Raw genomic sequence first — 20577 nt, 5'->3', positions numbered from 1 at the left:
GCTCGCTCCCACAGTTTGACCTTCAGCAGCTAGCAAGACTTACTTCAAGCTTGCCTCCACCTTCCCCGCCACATCCTCCGGTAACCAGGCCTTCCACACTTCAGGGTGCTCTTTCATGAACACCTGAGCCACCTCCCGTGGCGGTGTGTGCTTCTCGCTCATGCTCGCCAAGGCTTTATTCAGCGGCTCTATCGGAAATTCGACCTTCTCGAAAACTGCCGCAATCTGCGGATGTTCCTTCTGGAACGGGGTAGACACACCAATGCTCAATTTGGACGCCAGGGAGCGCGTAGGCTTTGGATCGGGATTATCCGCATCCGTCAGCGTTTTCCAGGCTTCGGCATCGAACGGCGGCTCTTCCAACTGGATCAACTTATAGCGGCCCATCAAGGGCGTCGGCGACCAGTAGTAAAACAACACCGGCTTGCCCCGGCGGATCGACGAGGCAATTTCGGCATCCAGCGCCGCCCCCGAACCACTGCGAAAGTTCACGTAGCTGTCGTCAAGGCCATAAGCTTTAAGCTTCTGCTTGTTGACCACTTCCGAGGTCCAGCCGATGGGGCTGTTGAGAAAGCGCCCTTTGCCTGGGGATTCCGGGTCCTTGAACACATCCTTGTAACGGGCCAGGTCCTTCACGCTCTTGAGGTCCGGCGCCAGGGGCTTGATACCTTTGGCGGGATCGCCCTTGACCACGTATTCCGGCACCCACCAACCCTCGGTGGCACCTTTGACCGTATCGCCCAAGCCCGCAACCTTACCCTCGGCTTCGGCCTTGACCCACACCGGGCTGCGTCCCGCCCACTCTTCACCGATGACCTGGATGTCGTCCTTGGCCAGGGCGGTTTCCAGCGTAATGGTGGTGCCGGGCAAGGTGTCGGTGGGCAGGTCATAACCCTTCTCGACAATCACCCGCAGTATTTCGGTGATCAGGCTGCCGCTTTCCCAGTTCAGGTCGGCAAAGTGTACCGGCGCCTGTGCGGCCGACACTGACAGGCTCATGGCCGTCAACGACGCCGCCAACAGCGTTCTCAATCCTTTCATGCCCTTGCACCTCGCGATATCACAGCAAACAGCGGACGGCTTTGCTGACTAAGCGCGAAGCCTCTGAATAGTTAAGTCAACTCAACTGTAGTAGAGGTTCCGGGAGATAGGAGATGTTCGCTGTATTTGCTGGTTATTCGCTGGCCTTGAATGTCACCAGCTCACCCTTGCGCCATTTGGCGGCCTTGCCGGTCACGGCCTTGAGGGTTTTGGTCAGGCCTTCCTGCAGTTGTTCGTTGGCCGCAAATACCAGCATCACGCTGTGGCCTTCCTTGAAGACGATGCCGTAGCCATCGGCCGTCGACACAAAGGCGTAGTCGCCCAGGCCATACACCGTCAACTTGATATCGCGGAACTTGAGTTCAAACTTCCCACCTTCGCGACTGGGCAGTACCGCAGCACGAAAATGGTCACCCACCTTGAGCTCCAGGCGCGGTTTGTCATCCACGACCATCGCTGCCTCGGTGTCGATTTCGGCAACGTAGATGCCTTCTGGCGTCTGCTCAGTGATGTAAACGAAACGGGATTGAAACTGCTTGACCAACTTTGCGCGCAAATCACCCAGCACGAACAACGCGTGCATATCCAGATTACTGACTGCCAAGGAAACGCCCCCACATCGAAAAGAGCGCTGTCCGCCAGAGCGGGCAGCACAAAAAAACGGCCATCTCGGCACGATCACACAACACATTCATAGAAAAACTGAAGAAGATCTCGCGGCTGCGTCCGAAGACTAGTACAGACGTACACAATGAGCCTTGTGCAAGGTCATCAGCCATCACAGGAGATCACAGGTTCAATAACCAGAGAATACCGGTCGACCCGCTTCAGAGAATAACGCCCTTAAAAAACGTAGTTTCCGACAATTCAAACAAGCCAGGACAGCCTGGCATGGAACCAACGGCCGGCTGCCGACGACAATACTAAAACAGCAACGCGGGTTAAAACCACCTGTAACGCTGCTGCTGGGTCAACAAAGATCGATCGACAGGAGCCGACCATGCACCGACGCCCAAACGACGCTACGTCTTCCCGAACTCGTTCATCGTTTCAGGACGAACACCAATACTACTGCTTGCACAGTCCCAACGGGTACCCCAATTCTATTCTTTACCAGGTAGTACCGGCCGGAAGAAACTTCTTTCATATCCGCGAAGTCACCAGCGGCAGGGTCAAAGGCTTTCGCAGCGACCATGTCCAGGCCTGCGAACTGGCCAAGCGGCTGGAGGCCTCCCTGCACGACGGGATCGTTTCGTCACCCGGATGACTTTACTGCGCCGTCGCCCCTCAACAACTGCCATACTGGCCCGTCCATTGAAATTGGCCCCGCTTGGGTCAGGTTTCATCAGTGCAGTTGGTTACCTCGAAGGGAAGGCTATACGTGACGGAATTTGATATTGGCGAATTTTTCATCCACGGCGACGCAAGGGAAGTAGACGGTGAGTTTCAAGCAGTGATCGTGATGCGCGCCAAGCCACCGTTGACCACCGTCACCACGCACCAGGTGGAAAAGGACCGTTGGTTCAAGACACTGGATACCGCTGCCATCGCTGGCAAGGAATCCGCCCTGGCGCTGAAGACCGCAGTGGATTCAGGGGCGCTGACCTCCTGACAATCCGATCGAACTCTACCGCGCCACAAGCCTCCCATGCGTAACGATCCTAAAACCCGCAGGGAGACTGATATGGACGCGCCACTACCTACACTCGAAACGTTATTTGAACAACTGGGCCTGAAATCGTCGCCGCAAGCCATCGACGCTTTCATTGCCGCGCACCCGCTGCGTGACGACGTCAAATTGATCGACGCCCCGTTCTGGACGCCGCAACAGGCTCAGTTTCTCAAGGAAGAACTGCGTGAAGACGCCGAATGGGCCATCTGCGTGGATGAGCTCAACCAGCGCCTGCATCAACCTCGGTAACCCCGTCGCCGCAAACCGCCTGCAGCTCGCAGGCGCTTGCACAAGCGCCTAACGCAGAGCCTTCGCGCCCTCAGGCTTATACCCCAGACGCAAGCCACCCCAATGCCGCCCCAGAACCATGATCGGCACCGACAGGTCATGCATCAGCTCGCCGGTATCACGGGTATAGGTCTGTAACAGCACCGCTTGCTGATGGCTGCCACAACGAATCCCAGTGCGGTCCTCGAACTTGCGCTTGGTGCGATTCTGCACCGCATCCACCTGGGCATCTCCGGTCAGCGCCTGGGAAAACGCCTTGTTGTGGGTCGGCACATAGCCTTGGGGCGTGCAGGCAATCGCAAACACCAGCCCTTCGTGACGCGGCAGCAGCGCCTCCTGAATCGCCGGCAACACCTGGTCGGTGTAACCGTCGAAGCGCGTGTGATACTTGCTCGGGCTGGTTTTGGGGATTGGCGTGTAGCTGCGGTCGAACAAGTCGTCCAGGCTGATGCGGCTTTGCTGCACGTCTGCCTCGAACTGCGCGGCAATGCGGCTGGCCCCTTCGCGCGCCAGGTCGTAGACACGCTGGTGATAGTCATCCAGCCCGACCTCCGCCAGGCGTTCGCTGATGGTTTCTGCCTGCCCCTCCATTTGCACGGCGGCGTCGGCCAGTTGGCGGGTTTGCTGGTCACTCACGTCCAGGTCGCTGCGCATCTGCTCAACGGCGTGGAACAAGCTATCGAGTTGGGCGCGGTTGGTGTCGGTACCCTGGGCGATCTCACTGACTTGCCCTTCCACATCCGCCGCCAGGCTGGCGATGCTGTGCAGTTGCTCGCCGGCTTGCTCCACTTGCTCGACGCCGGTGTGCAGATCCGCCGACAACTGGCGAATCTGCTCCACCACCTGAGCCGTGCGTTGTTGGATGTCCGCCACCATCACCCCGACTTCATCGGTGGCCGTGGCGGTACGACCGGCCAGCCCGCGCACTTCGTCCGCCACCACGGCAAACCCGCGCCCATGCTCACCGGCCCGCGCCGCTTCAATCGCGGCGTTAAGCGCCAGCAAGTTGGTCTGGCTGGCGATGGACTGGATCACCAGGGTGACGCGCTGGATTTCTTCGCTGCGCTGACTCAAGGCTTCGATCAGCTCGCGGCTGGCGTTGGCGCGCTGGCTGAGCTGGTGCATGCGGATGATCGACTGGGCCAGCACTTCACGACCTTCAGTGCTGCGCTGATGGGCCTGGCTGGCGGCCGCCAAGGCCTCACGGCTGAGTTGGGAGGTGATCTTCTCGGTGCCGATCATCACTTCGGCATTGTTGACAATCTGCTTGGCCGCGCTCAATTGCGACTGCACACGCGCAGCCAGTTGCTTGACCGAATAGGCCACGCCGGCGGCGGACAGTGCGTTATGGCTGGTGGTATAGGACAGATCGCGGGTCAGCTCGCCCATCGCATCGGCGGCATCAGACCGCGCAATCACAGGCTTGGGACTTTTGAGGCGGGGCAACCAGATGACCAGCAAGGTCAATGGTAGGCAGAGATACAGCGGCAGGCTGGCCAACGCAAGGCCCAGCAGGACCAGCACCAGGGCGGTGCTCTGCAAGAGCGGCATCAACCAGCCGGGCAACCCGCGCACCACCGCATCGGGTGGCACTGCTGCGCCCATCAGAGTTCCGTCTCCAGCCATCTTCGTTACCCCGCTGCTTGTCGTTATTGTGCCTGCATTAAACGCCACTATCGGGCCATTATCCATGGGCCTTTAGTGGGGTGGCTTGCAGCAGATCAATAGACGGGGTGTAACGGGTTTTTCTCTGGGGAGCCGCCTACACGGCCCCCAGCTTCACCGCATCAGGCTTGACGCTGGTGCTTGTCGATCTGCTCGTGGCGCTCTTGCGCTTCGATGCAGTACTTGGTGGTCGGGCTGATCAGCAGGCGCTTGAGGCCGATAGGCTCGCCGCTGTCATCGCACCAGCCAAAGGAATCTTCCTTGATGCGTTCCAGTGCACGCTCAAGTTGCGGCAGCATGCGCTGGTCGCGGTCGATGGCGTTTACCAACCAGGTGCGCTCTTCTTCCACGGAAGCAGCGTCGGCCGGGTCAGCCGGGGTGTCCAGGCTTTCAATGGCGATACGGTTCTGTTCAATGCGCTCGTGGTGCTCCACTTTCATGTCTTGCAGCAACTGCTCAAAAAAAGCGTGCTGTTCGGCATTCATGTAGTCATCCGCCGGCATGGCCAGCAACTTTTCCTTTGTCATTGATTTCTCTATAAAAAATACGTGCATTAAGGCGAATAAGGGAGCGTTCCGGCCGACCTCTGCAGGTCTCGGAAGGGCGCCATCCATTCCAAGCGCCACCCGGCACTCAATTTACGAGGGGCGGCAGTCTAAGGCCGACTTGAGGGCGCAGCAACTGAAAAGACAGGCATTTTTACCGATACAACCCCAAAAGGCACCAGAACGGGCTTGGCGAACGGTTATCGGAGTGCGTTTATAGCAAGAAATTCAAGTTAGTGGAGCTATATAGAAGACAAACGGTTAGATCTGCCTGGTGATTTTCAAATGTGGTAGGGGCTTGCTCCCGATAGCGGTGGGTCAGTAAATAAATCTGCTGGCTGACACTCCGCTATCGGGGGGCAAGCCCCCTCCCACATTTTGTACTGCGTCAGCGCTTGAGTTTGCGCTTGTTGCGGTATTGGTCGATGACCACCGCCACTACAATGATCAAGCCCTTGATGATGTCCTGGATATACGCATCCACACCCACAAACGTAAACCCGCTGGCCATCACCCCGAGGATCAGCGCGCCGATCACCGTGCCGGTGATGCGCCCTACCCCGCCCGCCAGGCTGGTGCCGCCGATGACCGCCGCAGCAATCGCGTCCAGCTCATAGGACATGCCCATGCCCGCCTGCCCGGTGGCAGCGCGTGCCGAGGCCACCACACCGGCCAGGCCAGCCAGCAGGCCCGCGATGCTGTAGACGATGATCAGGTGGCGCTTGACGTTGATCCCCGAGGTCCGCGCCGCCTGCATGTTGCCGCCGATGGCGTAGGTGTACTTGCCGTACTTGGTGTAGCGCAGGGCGATATGGAAGATCACCGCCACCACCAGGAAGATGATCACCGGCATCGCGCCATGACCGATGGCCGTGTACGAGTCCGAAAGCATGCTCACCGGCTGGCCTTCAGTGTAGTAACGCGCCAGGCCACGGGCCGACACCATCATGCCCAGTGTGGCGATAAACGGCGGGATCCCGGTGACAGCAATGATGCTGCCGTTGATCGCCCCCGCCAGCAGTCCCACACCCAGCCCCATCGCTACCGGGATCCACACCGGCAAATCGGTCAGGCTTGGGAACACGGCTCGGGAAAAGTCGGAGGTCTGCGCCAAACTGGCGGCGATCATCGCCGACAGCGCCAAAACCGACCCGGACGACAAATCAATCCCCGTGGTAATGATTACCTGGGTCACACCAATGGCCAGCAGGCCGATGATCGACACCTGCAGGATCATCAGCACCAGGCGCTGGGAGTTCATCAAAAAACTCTGGTCCCGCACGATCCAGCCGAACAACTCAAACACCAGGCCGATGCCGATCAGCACCAGGAAGATGCTCAGCTCGGTGGGCAGTCGACGCCGGTGCTTGACCGGTGCCGTGGCAGGCTTGTTGTCTGTTATTGCGTTCATAGCCAATCACCTTCTTATTCTGTGCAATTCTTCAGTGGACCACGGACATACCGGAGGCCAACTGCATGACTTTTTCCTGGGTCGCATCCGCACGGTCCAGGGTGCCCATCAGTTCACCTTCGTGCATCACCATCACCCGGTCGCTCATGCCCAGCACTTCAGGCAGCTCCGAGGAAATCATGATCACCGCCATGCCTTCGCTGGCCAGGAACGAGATCAAGCGATAGATCTCGGCCTTGGCGCCGACGTCGATACCGCGAGTCGGCTCATCCAGGATCAGTAAGCGTGGATTGGTCATCAGCCAACGGGCGAGCAAGGCTTTCTGCTGGTTGCCGCCGGACAAGGTGTCGATGCACTGCTCAAGCGACGGGGTCTTCACCCGCAGCTTCTTGCACATCTCCTCACACAAGGCGCGCAGGGCTTTCTGCTGGATAAAACCGTTGCCCGAATAATGCGGCAGCACGGCCATCTCCATGTTTTCCAGCACCGAGAGGCACGGGAACAGCCCACTGAGCTTGCGGTCCTCGGTCAGCAGCGCGAAGCCTTTCTCGATGGCCATGTGCGGGTCGGTAATGCGTACCGGCGCGCCGTCCAGGGTGATCTGGCCGCTGCTGCTGGGGGTGATGCCAAAGATGGTTTCCGCCACGTTGGTGCGGCCAGAGCCCATCAGCCCGGCAATACCGAGGATCTCGCCGGCATGCAGATCGAAGGAGACGTCCTTGAACACGCCGTCCAGGGTCAGGTCGCGCACCGACATCAGCAGCTCGCCGATAGGCGTTTCGCGTACCGGGAACAACTGGCTCAGTTCACGCCCGACCATCATCGAGATCAGGCTGTCGCTGTTCATGCTGTCGGCACGTTGCAGGCCGATGTAATGGCCGTCACGGAACACCGCCACTTCATCGGCGATCGCAAACACTTCGTTCATTTTATGGGTGATATAGACGATGCCTTTGCCCTGTGACTTGAGGTCGGCAATGATCGAAAACAGGTGGGCCACTTCCTTCTCGGTAATGGCCGACGTCGGTTCGTCCATGATCAGGATGTCGGAGTCGTAGGACACCGCCTTGGCAATCTCGACCATCTGCCGCTCGGCGATGCTCAGGTTGCCGACGTGTTCTTCCGGGTCGAGGTTGATGCGCAGGCGCGCCAGCAACTCGGCGGTGCAGCGGTGCATTTCGCGGTGGTTGACCATGTGCAGGCTGTTGAGCTGCTCGCGGCCGATCCAGATGTTCTCGGCGATGCTCATGTGCGGCATCAGGTTGAGTTCCTGATGGATCATCGCGATCCCGGCCTTCTGGGCCGCCAGGGGCGTTTCAAATACGATGGGCTTGCCGCGCAGGCGGATTTCACCGGCGTCTGGCTGATAGATGCCGGCGATGATTTTCATCAAGGTCGACTTACCTGCACCGTTCTCGCCCATCAGCGCCAGTACGGTGCCAGGGCGTACACGCAGTTGCACGTCGGCCAGGGCCACGACGCCGGGAAAGCCTTTGCTGATGTTGACGATTTCCAGCAGGTAGGGTTCTTCCAGCGCCAGCGGCTGGAGACCGGGGGGCTGCGAGACAGCGGCTTGAGCGAGCATAGGGAGGTACTCCATCAGCAGGGCGGGCACGACCGCCCTGCCGGTTTATTGTTGTTATGTCAGGGCTACTTGAAGTCTTTGACGTTGTCCGGGGTGATCAACTGGAACGGGATCACCACGTTCTGCTCGATGGGTTCGTTCTTGGCCATCTTGCGCGCCGTCTCCACCGATTTGTCCGCCTGGCCCTTGGCATCCTGGAAGGCCGACACGGTCATGTCGCCCTTGGTGATCGCGTTGAGGCCGTCCGGCGTGCCGTCGACATCCGCGATCAGCACGCCTTTCTTGCCTGCCGATTTCAGCGCCATGGACGCGCCAATCGCCATTTCATCGTTGTTGGCCAGCACCGCGTCGAAATCGCGGCCTTGAGTCAACCAGTCGTTGACCAGGGTCATGCCCCTGTCACGCAACCAGATGCCAGTCTGTTCCTGCTCGATCTTGATGCCTGGATACTTGGTCAGGACTTCCTTCACGCCCTTGGTGCGGTTGGTGGTGGAGTTGTTCGCCAGGTCACCCAACAGGATCACGACGTTGCCCTTGCCGCCGAGTTTTTCGGCGATGTATTGCATTTGCAGTTTGCCGGCCTCGACGTCATCGGACACCACTGCCGCGACGCCTGGCGCCAACGTTGGGCTGTCGGGGCGGCGGTTGACGAACACCAGCGGAATTTTTGCGGCGGTAGCGGCCTTGATGATGTTCGCCGTAGAGGCAGTGTCCACCGGGTTGACGATAATGGCGTCGACCTTCTGGCTGATAAAGTTCTCGACCTGGCTCAGTTGCTTCACCACGTCGGCGCGGGCGTCTTCGAACTGCAGCTGCACGCCGTCACCTTTAGGGTAGGACTTGGCTTGCTTGTCCATGTCTTCGCGCAGGTAGGTGAGGAAGGTGTCATCGAAGGCGGACATGCTCACGCCTATCTTCAGATCAGCAGCCGAGGCAACACCGCTGGCGAGCAGCATGGACAGGGCCAGCGCGGTAAAACGGATCGGGGTCTTCATGAACGGTCTGTCTCCACTTTCTTGTTGGTTTTTTGGACGTTGCGTTTATCAGAGCTCGGCGGGCAGTCGTACGACCGGTGCGCCAGGAATGCAGCAGACCAGCGCGCCTTTGTTTTCGACGCACAGCACATTAAGGAAGGAGAAGTAGAACGGCCGGGCGCGGGGCAGACCGCGTGGCGTGTGAGCAGGGCGTAAAACTCGCAGTACAGCGTTGAAGATTTTCATCTGACGGTACCTGGTTGTTTTTGATCTTGTTTTTGTTGAGTCGCCGGGGTCGAGCCCAAGACGTACTTTATGCAACCTGGAAAAGACTTTATTGGAAAATAATTTCCATATCAACCTGTTTTAGAATTTTATTCTATTTTTGTTGAAACCACCTGCTGGCGCTCGGCGCTCAGGCGTGCGGCGTCCAATATACGGGTGGTTTCCAGCGCCTCATAGGCGTCTACCGGTAAAGGTCCCTGCCCTTGCACGGCGGCTTGCAATTGACGATAGAACTGCGTCCAGCAGCCCTTTTCCGATGGCACCCGTTCACGCTCATCCCCTTGCTCGAACCAACCCCAGCGTCGGTGCTCCTCGGCGCCCCAGTGCTCGCCTTCGGTTTTCGGCGATTTGCCGGCCATCAGCGCTTCTTCCTGGCCATCGAGGCCGTCCACCGTGTAACAACCCAAACTGCCACTGACGCGAAAACGCGGGGCCTGGCTGTTTTGCAGGGCGTTGCCCCAGAGGTGGGAAATCACCCCGTTGGCGTGGGTCAGGGAGACAAAAAAACCGTGGTCGACACTGGGGTGTTCGACGGTGTAGTGCAATTGCGCAAACACCCGCTCCACCGGGCCGAACAGTTGCAGTGCCTGGTCCACCAAATGGCTGCCCAAGTCACGCAGCCAACCGCCGCCACTGGCATTGCCCACCGCTTGGGGGCTGTAGCGTTCCACGCGGGATTCGAAACGGGTGATGGTGCCCAGGGCGCCGGCGTCGATCAGTTTGCGCAAGGTCAGGTAGTCCGAGTCCCAGCGGCGGTTCTGGTAAACGCTCAGCAGCACCTCATGGCGCTCGGCGGCCGTGATCAGCGCCTGGGCCTGTTCGGCGTTGGCGGCAAAGGGCTTGTCGCTGACCACCGCGACACCGTGTTCAATGGCCTCCAGCACCAGGGCCGGGCGGCCTTTGAGGGTGGTGGAGATGACCAGCGCGTCGACACCGGCTTCGACAATCTGGCCGATGGAGTTGAAAGCCTGGACGCCTGGGTGGTCGGTATTCAACTGTAGGCGCCGCTCAGGAGAACGGGTGACGACGCCAACGAACGTGGCGCCGGCCAATGTGGCAATCAGCGGCGCATGAAAAAAGCGCCCTCCATGGCCGTAGCCGACTAGTCCGATTCGCATGATTCACTCCTTCTTTAAAGTGCAAACCCAATCAAATGTGGGAGGGGGGCAAGCCCCCGATGAGCATAGGTATCTACACAACTTCGAGTGGATGTTGAATCTATGGCAATGGGCTGTTGTGGTGAGCGGGCTTGCCCCGCTCACCACAGTGTTATGTGTAAGCCTTTGAGAATTGCGTAGATACCCATGCCCCCTCCAACCTCGACCGAGTGTCAGCCGTAGAAGTGCGGACGATCCGGCAAGCTCACCTTGACGATCTGCTCGCTGCTCTGCGCCTGGATGCACGCATCTGCCGCCACTGCCGCTGCAAACCCATCCCACGCCGACGGCCCGCCGACTTGCCCGGCGCGCACGCTGTCGATAAAGGCCTGCAACTCAACGTCATAGGCGCCGATAAACCGGTCCTTCCAGTCCATCAGAATCGCGTTCGACAGCTTGGCGCCGCTGCGCATCTGCACTTGTGAAGGCTCCGGCAGTTTGGCGATGCCGGTCTCCCCGACCACTTCGCACTGGATGTCATAGCCGTACTGGCAGTTCACAAACACTTCCACGTCGATGCGCGTGCCCTTGGCGGTTTCCAGCAGCACGATCTGCGGGTCACGCAGGTGGGCCAGCGCCTTGCTGGTTTTGCGCGGGAACACCACTTGCACGGAAACGTAGTCGTCATTGAGCAACCAGCGCAGCACGTCCAGCTCGTGGATCAGCGTGTCGGTGATCGCCATGTCGGTCTTGTAGTTCTCGCCCACCGTCGGGTTGCGGTGCGCGCAGTGCAGCATCAACGGCTCGCCGATCTGGCCGCTGTCGATCACTGCCTTGAGGGCGCGATAGCCTTCGTCGTAAGGGCGCATGAAACCCACTTGCACCAGGCGCTTGCCGTGGGCCACTTCGGCCTCGACGATCTTGCGGCAGCCTTCGGCAGTCACCGCCAGGGGCTTTTCACAGAACACCGGCTTGCCGGCGGCAATGGCGGCGAGCACGAATTCTTCGTGGCTCGGGCCCCAGGAAGTCACGAGAACGGCCTCGACCTGCGGCGAGTTGATCAGCGCATGGCCGTCCGGATACACCTCGGCGTCCAGCTTCAAATCGGCAACCACCTTGGCGGCTTGCTCAAGGTTGATATCGGTGACCGCCACCACCTGGCTGTTAAGCAGGGTCTGGCTGCAACGACGAATATGGTCACGGCCGATGGCACCGGTACCGATCACTCCAAGCTTCAACGACATACAAACACTCCTCTTGTTATTAGTACTGCCGGGCCTTCGCCAGGTGTTCATTGAGTTTTTTCGCTGCGGCATTCGTGCGTTCGCTGGTGGACACCTGCGCCACCCCCACCCGCCACCACGACAGATAGCCGTGGATCATGGTCTTGGGCAGCACTTTGATGTCGATCAGGGTCGACACGGTTTGCGTACGCGCATCAGCCAGGGCCGCTTCAAGCTGTTCCACGGTGCTGACCTTGTAGGTCTTGCAGCCATAGGCCGCCGCACTCATGGCGAAATCCACCGGCACCAACCCGCCGTCGAGCTTGCCGCTCTCGGGGTTGCGGTAGCGGAACTCGGTGCCGAAACTGTCCATGCCATTGCCGATCTGCAAGTTGTTGATGCAACCGAAGGCCATGTTGTCCAGCAGCACCACGTTGATCTTGCGCCGCTCCTGGATCGAGGTGGCCAGCTCCGAATGCAGCATCATGTAGGAGCCATCGCCGACCAGCGCGTAGACCTCTTTGGTCGGCTCGGCCAGCTTCACGCCGAGGGCCGCGTTGATCTCGTAGCCCATGCACGAGTAGCCGTATTCGACGTGGTAGGTATTCACGCCCTTGCTGCGCCAGGCGCGTTGCAAATCGCCCGGCAGGCTGCCGGCGGCGGCAACGATGATCGCGTCGTCGGCCAGGGTTTCGTTGAGCACGCCAAGCACCCGGCTTTGGGTCAGGCAAGAGCCGGTCAACTCGATAAATTCACGCAGTACGGCGCGGTCCAGGTGGTCGTCGACCTCGGGGACGAAGCCGTCACCTTCGTATTCCACCTGGTGCACACGGTCCACTTCGGCGTCCAACTGCGCCTTGGCCTCGGCAACCTGCCCGCCCCAGCCAGAGCGGTAATCGCCGAGGGCATCGGCCAGCGCTTCCAGGGCCAGCTTGGCATCGGCCAACACCTGCACGCCGTCCAGCTTCAAGGCGTCGGCGGGGCTGATATTGAGGTTGAGGAACCTCACCTCGCCATGCTTGAACAGCGATTTCGACGAGGTGGTGAAGTCGGTGTAACGGGTGCCGATACCAATGATCAGGTCCGCCTCGGGCGCCAGCAGGTTGGCCGCCAGGCAGCCGGTTTCGCCGATGCCGCCGACATTCAGCGGATGGCTGGAGACCACCGCGCTCTTGCCCGCCTGGGTTTCCGCGAACGGAATATCAAAACGCTCGGCAAACGCCTGCAACGCCGCATTCGCGCCGGAGTACTTCACGCCGCCGCCGCAGATGATCAACGGTTTGCGCTTGTCCCGGAAAGCGGCCAATGCATCGCCGATCATCGCGGCAGTGGCCGGACGACGGTCGAGTCGGTGCACACGTTTTTGCAGGAAATAATCGGGATAGTCCCAGGCTTCGGCCTGCACGTCCTGAGGCAGCGCCAGGGTCACGGCGCCGGTTTCCGCAGGGTCGGTGAGCACGCGCATCGCATGGATCGCAGCGGTCATCAGTTGCTCGGGACGGTTGATACGGTCCCAGTATTTGCTCACCGAACGGAATGCATCGTTGGTGCTGATGCTCAGGTCATGGAACTGCTCGATCTGTTGCAGCACCGGGTCCGGCTGACGGCTGGCGTACACGTCGCCGGGCAGCAGCAGCAACGGAATACGGTTGGCCGTGGCGGTCGCCGCAGCGGTCAACATATTGGCGGCGCCGGGCCCGACGGAGGCGGTGCACGCATAGATCTTGCGGCGCAGATGCTGCTTGGCAAACCCGATGGCGGCGTGGGCCATGCCCTGCTCGTTGCGGCCCTGATGCACCACCAGGTCGCCGCTGTCCTGCTCCAGCGCCTGGCCCAGGCCCAGCACATTGCCGTGACCGAAAATGGTGAACACGCCGGCGACAAATTTGCTCTGCACGCCATCGACTTCGATGTATTGGTTATCCAGGAACTTCACCAGGGCCTGGGCCATGGTCAGTCGGGTGGTGGTCATGTCGCGCCCCTTAACGATTTTGCAGGTGGGCAATGCTTGCCCCCAACGCCTGCTGGATATCCGCCAACTCATGCACGCTGGTCGCAAACGGCTCGAACGACAGGTAGCCGCTGTAACCGGTGCTGAGCAAGGTGTCGATCTGCGCGGCATTGCCGAGGATGTCGCCCTCACCCACCAGCACACGGTGGCCGTCGCGAATCGAGTTGAGCGGCGCGTCGGCATCTTCCACGCCGGAGATATGCACCAGGCCGGTCAGCTCCGGGAAGAACTCGTGCTCATTGGCCAGGTGATGGTGGAAGGTGTCATGCACCACACGGAACACATCCAGGCCGCCGATGGACTTGATCGCATCCACCGCCACACGCTTGCGGCGCAGGGCGGATTCTTCGAAGCCCAGGGGTTCGACGAAACCGAGAATCCCGTACTCGCGCAGGATCGGCGCCAACTCGCTCAACGCGGTGCGCAAACCGGCGGCGCGCTGGGCATCGTTGCGCGTGTCGCCGGGCTCATTGAGCGGGCACATCACCAGCCCTTGGGCGCCGCATTCACGGGCGTAGGTGGCGAGTTTGATCGCCTGGGCGCGGCGCTCGTCGTTCCACACATCAAAGGGGTACAGCGCGTTGATCGACAGCACGGTAATGCCCTGCACCGCGCACAACTCACGCACGCGGCTGGCCGGGGTGCCGTACTCGATTTCACGGTTTTTCAGGTCATTGCGAATTTCGATGGCATCGCACTTGAGCGCGGCCGCCAACTGGATGAAATCCGGCAGGGACAGGTTGGGTGCGACCATGCGGTTCAGGGCAAAGCGTAGAGGCGACTTCATTGTTGTTCTCCGTCCAAAACCGCTTAAAGGTCCAGCAGCCAACTGTGCTGCGGGTCGTTGTGGAAATGCCAGGCGCGCTTGGGCCCCGCCATCACGTTCAGGTAATAAGATTCGTAGCCGTACGGCACGCTGACCGGGTGGTAACCCTTGGGCACCACCACCAGGTCGCTGTTTTCCACGGCCATGGCCTGGTCAATGCTGCGGTCGTCGGTATAGACCCGCTGGAACACAAAACCCTGGGGCGGGTTGATCTGGTGGTAGTAGGTTTCTTCCAGGAAGCTCTGGTGCGGCAGGTCGTCGGTGTCGTGCTTGTGCGGCGGGTAACTCGACGAATGCCCCGACGGCGTGCGCACTTCCACCACCAGCAGCGAATGGGCCGGCGAAGTGTCGGGCAGGATGTCGCACACATAGCGCGTGTTGGCACCTTTGCCACGTACGCTGCGCTTGCAGTCTTCGGGGCGGATCAGGCGTGGTTCGTAACCGCCGGCACCGGGGGCGGCGCAGACGGCAATCTGCACGTCGCTCAAGGCGGTCACCTGGGCGTCGGCGCCCGGCGGCAGGTAGGCGGCGAACGGGGACTTGTCCTCGAACACCGACTGGCGATCGCCGAGGTTCTGCCAGTTGAAGCCCTCGCCTTCGATGTTCACCCGACCGCTGAGCAGCACCAGGCACAGCTCTTTTTCGCCAGCGCTGACCGGCAGGGTTTCGCCCAGGCTCAGGCGGTAGGCTTTGAACCCGACGTATTCCAGCCGGCCCTCTTCCAGGGCAACCATGGTTTGCCCGCGTTTGCTGCTTTTGACCAACAGGCTCATCACTGGGTCCTCTCTGTGAGCAGAGCGCGCAGGGTGTCATAACCCTTTTTCGCGTAGATATAGCTGGGCGCCACCGCCGGATCCTGCTCGGCTTCCACCACCAGCCAACCCTCGTATTTCGCCGCGAGCAGCACATCGAGCAACTCGGCAAAGTCGATATCGCCATCGCCGGGCACGGTAAACGTGCCGTTGACGATGCAGTCCGGGAAGCTCCACATCTGGTTGCGCGCCAGTTGCACTACCGGTTTGCGCACGTCCTTGAAATGCACGTGGCAGACGCGGTCGATGTGCTTGCGCAGCACCTCCAGCGGTTCGCCGCCGCCCATATAGCAGTGACCCGAATCAAACAGCAGACCGACTTCCGGGCCGGTTCTTTTCATCAACTGGTCGATGTCTTCCGGGGATTCGACGTAGGCGCCCATATGATGGTGATAGGCAAGACGTACGCCTTGGGACAGGGTGAAGCGCGCCAACTCGGTGAGCTTGTCGGCGTACGCCTGCCAGGCCTGCTCGCTATGGAAACGCGGGCGTTCGATCAGGCGAATGCGCGAGCCCTGGATCGAATCGGCCACCTCACCGTAAACCAGCACGTTGGCGCCATTCTGTTTCAGTAATTCGACGTGAGCGGTGATGGCTTCGATTTCTTCGGCCACCGAGCGGCGGGCCAGGCGGCTGGAATACCAGCCGGAGACCAGCGCCAGGTCATAAGGGCGCAGTACATCGCCGACGCCCTTGGCGTCCTTGGGGAATTTACCGTTGAGTTCAAAACCTTCGTAGCCGATTTCCTTGCCCTCGCTCAAGGCGGTGCTCAGCGGCGTTTCGCCGCCCAGGGCTGGCAGGTCGTCGTTGCTCCAGGAGATCGGGTTGATGCCAATTCGGATTGCGGGCATGGCTGCACCTTTATTATTTTCAGGTATCACTGAGATCTGCTTTATGTGGGAAGGGGCTTGCCCCTCCCACATTGGATTGCCTTTCAAATTAGAACTGGGTTCAGGTTCGGGCACTGCGCCAGGCATTGATCAGTTGCTCGAACGTCGCCTGTACCTGCTGGATCAGGGTTTCATCATCAATCTCCCCCGCCATCCACGCCTTGCTCGGCTCCTGGAAAATCGTGCGGCCCACGGCAAACCCACGGCAGGTGGTGCTCAGGCGTGCTTGCTGGAATCCGTCTGCGAGAAACTGTGCCGAGGCATTCAGGCCCAGCAACACCACGCCACGGCAGTACGGGTCGCGCTCCTGGATCAGCGCATCGAGCTTTTTCCAGTCCTCGGCCGACTGCGCTTCGATCTTCCACCACGCCGGGTAGATGCCCAGGTTGTACAGGCGCTTGAGGCTGCGATAGAGCGCGTCCGGGTAGGTGGACGGGTGATCCTTGGGCGGGATGACTTCCAGCAGCAGTTCATGGCCGCTGACCAGGGACGCGTCATACACGGCCTTGAGTTGGGCTTCCTGTTCCAGGCGCAACAAGGGTTCGTCATCCGGGTGGAATTGCACCAGGCACTTGATGATCTGTTCCTGGGGCCAGGCGATCAGGTTGCTGCCAATCGAACGCCCATGTTCGAAAGCCAGGGGCCGCGAGTTCTGCACTTCCACCGGGCGCGCGATCCACCAGCCGCGACCGCTGGCGGCGTTGAGCGCGTCCTGGCCGAAGCGCTGGTCGGCCAACAGGCCCACATCGGCGGCAACGCCCTGCTCGGCGAGCTTTTTTTCCACCCGTTCGATGGCCTGGATAAACAGTTGCTTGATGTCGCTGATACGCGCCGGATCCTGGCCGCCGCGCTGCGCCAGGTCGACCAATTGCCAGCGGTGGTCGAAGGCAAAAATGAACAATTGCTTCCATTGCTTGCGCGGCACGCTGACGCGGTGCAGGCGTTGCAGGGTCACGTCCTGGTCCGGCCGCGTGATCGGCACTGGGCTGTTGAACAGGTAATCCAACTCGGCCGGCGTCGGCATCGCCGGGGCGCAGGCGTGGCGCGAGACCACCAGGCCGCCACAGGCATTGGCCAGTTGGCTGCAACGTTCATCGCTGGCGTCGTTGATCCAGCCGCTGAGAAAGCCCGACATAAACGCATCGCCGGCGCCCAGCACATTGAGCACTTCGACGCGCACGCCGGGGTAGATCGCGCCGTCTTCCAGGCGCGCAGGAATCGCACCGTGAATCACCGTGCAACCCTGCGGGCCGAGCTTGACTACCAAGGTGGCGGGCGTGAGTTCGCGCACGGTGCGCAGTGCGGTGAGCAGGTCTTCACTGCCACCGGCGATCAGGAATTCTTCCTCGGTGCCGACGATCAGGTCGAAACGCGGCAGGATTTTCTGCACATGCTGGCTGACATTCTGGTCGGCGACAAAGCGCGTCTCGCCATCCGCCTTGCCCGCCAGGCCCCACAGCACGGGCCGGTAGTCGATATCCAGCACGCGCTTGACGTTGTGCTTGGCCGCATAGTCCAGCGCCTGGATGCTGGCCTTGTACACGCCATCGGTGGAGAAATGCGTGCCGGTGATCAGCAGCGCCTTGCTGGAGGCAATAAAGGCTTCGCTGATGTCTTCGGCGCGCAGGGCCATGTCGGCGCAGTTTTCGCGGTAGAACACCAACGGGAAGGTTTCGCGGTCCTTGAGGCCCAGCAGCACCAGGGCGGTGAGCCGTTCCGGGTCGACCTTGATGCCGCTGACATCACAGCCTTCGCGGGCCAGGGATTCCACCAGGAAGCGACCCATATGGTCGTCCCCCACGCGGCTCAGCATCGCCGACTTGAGGCCCAGTCGGGCAGTGCCGAAGGCGATGTTGGCGGAGGAACCGCCGAGGTACTTGGCGAAGCTGGACACGTCCTCAAGCCGCGCACCTACTTGCTGTGCGTAGAGGTCGACGCCCAGGCGCCCGAGGCAAATCAGATCCAATTGACGCCCACTGGCAAAACGAGTCTGGCCCATGCTGGCTCCTGTTATTTTTATCAGCCTGCGTGGTGCCGCCGTGGTGACGGCACACGCTCTTGGTGAGAGCAGACTAGAACGTCCGGCGGCCGCAATCAATATTTATTCCAGAATTATTTTTAGTGGAATATTTTTTCCAATAAGCCAGCATAATGGCACCCCAGCCCGCGTGCATCGTTTCAGCAGCCCACGGGCGCCGTGATGCCGGGGTATTTTTTTGCGCCTACCCTGTAGACTTGCGCCACCCATCAGCGCATCAGACGAACACGCCAGAAGGATTGCCCATGTCCCGCACCGATCCCGAGACCACCCTGGAAGCCCCACTCGCCAGCACTCCGGTCAATGCCGAACGCCTGTTGCAGCTGATCACCGACGAATACGAAAGCCTGCCGCGCCAGCTCAAGCGCATCGCCAGCTACATGAGCCAGCAGAGCGACCGGATCATGGTCGACCGCATCAGCGACATCGCCCGTGAATGCGAAGTGCATCCGTCGGCCATCGTGCGGTTCTCCCAGCGTTTCGGCTTCAGTGGTTTCAGTGAGATGCAGGCGCTGTTTCGCGAGGCCTACACCCACAAGACCACGCCGGTACAGAACTACCAGCAGCGCATTCGCAGCATGATTGCCAACAAGTCGCAGAAGGCCAGCGGCGGCGACCTGGCGCGCGAATGCGTGAACGCCACGCTATCGGGCATCGAGCGTCTGGGGCTGGAACTGGATGACGTTGCGTTCGACAAGGCCGTGGACCTGGTGGTCAACGCCGACAATATCTACGTGGTGGGTGTGCGCCGTTCGTTCGCGGTGGCCGACTACCTGGTTTACAACCTGCAGCACACCAACAAGCGCATCCATTTGATTTCCGGCCTGGGCGGCAGCTACCGCGAGCAGATGCGCAGCGTACGCGCCAATGACCTGGTGATCGCCATCAGCTTCACGCCGTACGGCAAGGAGACCCAACACTGCCTGCGCATCGCCCAGCACCATCAGGCCAAGACCCTGATCATCACCGACAGCAACCTGTCGCCCCTGGCCAAGCGGGCGAACGCGGTGTTGTTGGTGAATGAAGGTTCGTCGTTTGCTTTCCGCTCGCTGAGCGCCACCTTGTGCCTGTGTCAGGCGTTGTTCATCGCGGTGGCGTATCGGTTGGAATTAAAGGTGGATGAGATTCACGAGCAGGTCGGGTTCGACGACTGACTTCCTGACACTGCAGACCAAATGTGGGAGGGGGCTTGCCCCCTCCCACACTGGACCGGCATCAGTGCATGAAAATTGCGATCAGGATGATCACCGGAATTGGCACGCCGAGGAACCACAGAAGTAATGAGCGCATGGTGTTCTCCTTGAATTAACGAACGTAGTTTTCGGTTTCGACGTACACCACCGCATCGCGACGACGACCACCAAAGGTCGCAGCGAAGCTGGCAAAGAACGCACCGATCAACAGGGCAACAAACGTCCACAGCGACGTGTAGGCAGCCACTTTGGCGGCCGTGTCAGCGGCCTGCCTGGCTTTGAGCTTGGCGTCTTCGACAGCTTTACGGGCATCGCCATAGACCTTGTCGATGCGCGCTTCGGCCTCGGCCTGGCTGAGGTTGGTGCGCTGGCTGATCAACTGCGCCAGGTAGGCACGGTCTTCAGCGGCCAGTTGGCCATCGTTGCTCAGGGTGCGAGTGAAGATGCGCGCTACCACGCCGTGGGCCGCGTCATCGCTGACGGCAACCGGGCGGTCGTCACGGAAGAGGCTGTCGACGTAATAGTCGAAGTCGCCGCCGTTGACGCCTTTGGCCGCACTGCCCGCTGCTTGGGTGATTCCGCTGGCGGCGCCCGCTGCGACACTGGCGCCGGCTTTCACACCACCGCTCACGACACTGCTGACCGAGCCGACCACCAGCACTGCGGTAATCAACGTCGCGACCGCCCAGGCCAGGAAGCCATGGGCCGTGTCACGAAAGTACACCTCGTCGCCATGCATTCCGGACCACTTCACCCGCAAGCGTCCGGCGATATAACCGCCCAACCCGGATGCGACGATCTGGGTAAACGCCAGCCAGACAATAGTGGAAATGCCAAGCCCCTTGGCGCTGATACCGCTATCGGCCCACGGCGACACCGCCGAAAAACCCAGGCCGAAACCCAGCAGTACCAGGATCAACGACAGTGCAGCCGCCGCAGCGGCCCCGGCAAAGATCGCTCCCCAGGAAACCCCGGAGTGCGTGCTCGACGCTTGCAGCGTGGATGAGGATGTGATCATTGT

Annotated in this window: 20 protein-coding genes; 4 read left to right on the top strand and 16 right to left on the bottom strand. The window is 60.5% G+C overall.

The features are described from left to right. Positions 1–39 precede the first annotated feature (39 nt). Positions 40–1041, bottom strand: coding sequence for an ABC transporter substrate-binding protein (locus DNK50_RS15425; protein ID WP_099585105.1), 1002 nt, complete (start codon positions 1039–1041; stop codon positions 40–42). Positions 1042–1174: 133 nt separating this feature from the next. Next, positions 1175–1624: a hypothetical protein gene (locus DNK50_RS15420; RefSeq protein WP_177411611.1), complete on the bottom strand. Its 450-nt coding sequence runs from the start codon at positions 1622–1624 to the stop codon at positions 1175–1177. 798 nt (positions 1625–2422) lie between these two features. Here DNK50_RS15420 and DNK50_RS15410 point away from each other — a divergent pair. Continuing rightward, entirely contained in the window at positions 2423–2653 is a 231-nt protein-coding gene (locus DNK50_RS15410; RefSeq protein WP_099585108.1) for a hypothetical protein, read from the top strand. A 72-nt stretch (positions 2654–2725) separates the two neighbouring features. Continuing rightward, positions 2726–2962, top strand: a complete 237-nt coding sequence (locus DNK50_RS15405) for a DUF2789 domain-containing protein (protein WP_112194947.1) — start codon at positions 2726–2728, stop codon at positions 2960–2962. A 48-nt stretch (positions 2963–3010) separates the two neighbouring features. Here the strand turns inward: DNK50_RS15405 and DNK50_RS15400 are convergent, their stop codons facing one another. The 13 genes from DNK50_RS15400 to iolC all read right to left on the bottom strand — a co-directional run bounded on the left by DNK50_RS15400 (position 3011) and on the right by iolC (position 18324). Continuing rightward, entirely contained in the window at positions 3011–4243 is a 1233-nt protein-coding gene (locus DNK50_RS15400; RefSeq protein ID WP_371929522.1) for a methyl-accepting chemotaxis protein, read from the bottom strand. Between the two features lie 545 nt (positions 4244–4788). Next, positions 4789–5193 (bottom strand): TraR/DksA C4-type zinc finger protein, encoded by a 405-nt coding sequence (locus tag DNK50_RS15395; RefSeq protein ID WP_010564800.1) that lies wholly within the window; start codon positions 5191–5193, stop codon positions 4789–4791. A gap of 406 nt (positions 5194–5599) precedes the next feature. Further along, on the bottom strand, positions 5600–6622 hold the full coding sequence (locus DNK50_RS15390) for an ABC transporter permease (protein ID WP_024076018.1): 1023 nt from the start codon (positions 6620–6622) through the stop codon (positions 5600–5602). A gap of 31 nt (positions 6623–6653) precedes the next feature. Next, a complete protein-coding gene (locus tag DNK50_RS15385) occupies positions 6654–8207 on the bottom strand; it encodes a sugar ABC transporter ATP-binding protein (RefSeq protein WP_112194944.1) in 1554 nt (517 codons plus the stop codon). 65 nt (positions 8208–8272) lie between these two features. After that, positions 8273–9202 carry a sugar ABC transporter substrate-binding protein gene (locus DNK50_RS15380; protein ID WP_112194942.1) on the bottom strand — a complete coding sequence of 310 codons (930 nt, stop codon included), beginning with the start codon at positions 9200–9202 and terminating at the stop codon, positions 8273–8275. A 48-nt stretch (positions 9203–9250) separates the two neighbouring features. Further along, positions 9251–9427 (bottom strand): hypothetical protein, encoded by a 177-nt coding sequence (locus DNK50_RS28935; protein ID WP_012723783.1) that lies wholly within the window; start codon positions 9425–9427, stop codon positions 9251–9253. A gap of 128 nt (positions 9428–9555) precedes the next feature. Continuing rightward, complete coding sequence (locus DNK50_RS15375) at positions 9556–10584, bottom strand: Gfo/Idh/MocA family oxidoreductase (RefSeq protein ID WP_112194940.1); 1029 nt, start codon at positions 10582–10584, stop codon at positions 9556–9558. Between the two features lie 212 nt (positions 10585–10796). Then, complete coding sequence (locus tag DNK50_RS15370; protein ID WP_099585114.1) at positions 10797–11807, bottom strand: Gfo/Idh/MocA family protein; 1011 nt, start codon at positions 11805–11807, stop codon at positions 10797–10799. A gap of 19 nt (positions 11808–11826) precedes the next feature. Next, complete coding sequence (gene iolD / locus DNK50_RS15365) at positions 11827–13758, bottom strand: 3D-(3,5/4)-trihydroxycyclohexane-1,2-dione acylhydrolase (decyclizing) (RefSeq protein ID WP_099585115.1); 1932 nt, start codon at positions 13756–13758, stop codon at positions 11827–11829. Between the two features lie 10 nt (positions 13759–13768). After that, the gene (locus DNK50_RS15360; RefSeq protein ID WP_099585116.1) at positions 13769–14584 is read right to left on the bottom strand and encodes a TIM barrel protein; all 816 of its coding nucleotides are present in this window, start codon (positions 14582–14584) and stop codon (positions 13769–13771) included. A 23-nt stretch (positions 14585–14607) separates the two neighbouring features. After that, on the bottom strand, positions 14608–15396 hold the full coding sequence (gene iolB / locus DNK50_RS15355; RefSeq protein WP_112194939.1) for a 5-deoxy-glucuronate isomerase: 789 nt from the start codon (positions 15394–15396) through the stop codon (positions 14608–14610). Next, positions 15396–16286 (bottom strand): myo-inosose-2 dehydratase, encoded by an 891-nt coding sequence (gene iolE / locus DNK50_RS15350; RefSeq protein ID WP_112194937.1) that lies wholly within the window; start codon positions 16284–16286, stop codon positions 15396–15398. The genes iolB and iolE overlap by 1 nt, the downstream gene beginning before the upstream one ends. 100 nt (positions 16287–16386) lie before the next feature. Then, positions 16387–18324, bottom strand: coding sequence for a 5-dehydro-2-deoxygluconokinase (iolC, locus tag DNK50_RS15345; protein ID WP_099585119.1), 1938 nt, complete (start codon positions 18322–18324; stop codon positions 16387–16389). Here iolC and DNK50_RS28800 point away from each other — a divergent pair. Together DNK50_RS28800 and DNK50_RS15340 are read left to right on the top strand one after the other, a co-directional pair. Next, positions 18323–18526, top strand: a complete 204-nt coding sequence (locus DNK50_RS28800; protein ID WP_143522444.1) for a hypothetical protein — start codon at positions 18323–18325, stop codon at positions 18524–18526. The genes iolC and DNK50_RS28800 overlap by 2 nt on opposite strands. An 82-nt stretch (positions 18527–18608) precedes the next feature. Beyond that, positions 18609–19517, top strand: coding sequence for a MurR/RpiR family transcriptional regulator (locus tag DNK50_RS15340; protein ID WP_112194935.1), 909 nt, complete (start codon positions 18609–18611; stop codon positions 19515–19517). Positions 19518–19668: 151 nt separating this feature from the next. Here the strand turns inward: DNK50_RS15340 and DNK50_RS15335 are convergent, their stop codons facing one another. Then, complete coding sequence (locus tag DNK50_RS15335; RefSeq protein WP_112194933.1) at positions 19669–20574, bottom strand: hypothetical protein; 906 nt, start codon at positions 20572–20574, stop codon at positions 19669–19671. Positions 20575–20577 lie beyond the last annotated feature (3 nt).

Source organism: Pseudomonas sp. LG1E9 (genome assembly GCF_003290225.1).
GTDB classification, from domain to species: Bacteria; Pseudomonadota; Gammaproteobacteria; order Pseudomonadales; family Pseudomonadaceae; genus Aquipseudomonas; species Aquipseudomonas cyclaminis.
Note: the sequence above shows the minus strand (reverse complement) of the source record. Positions and strands in the feature narration are given on the sequence as shown.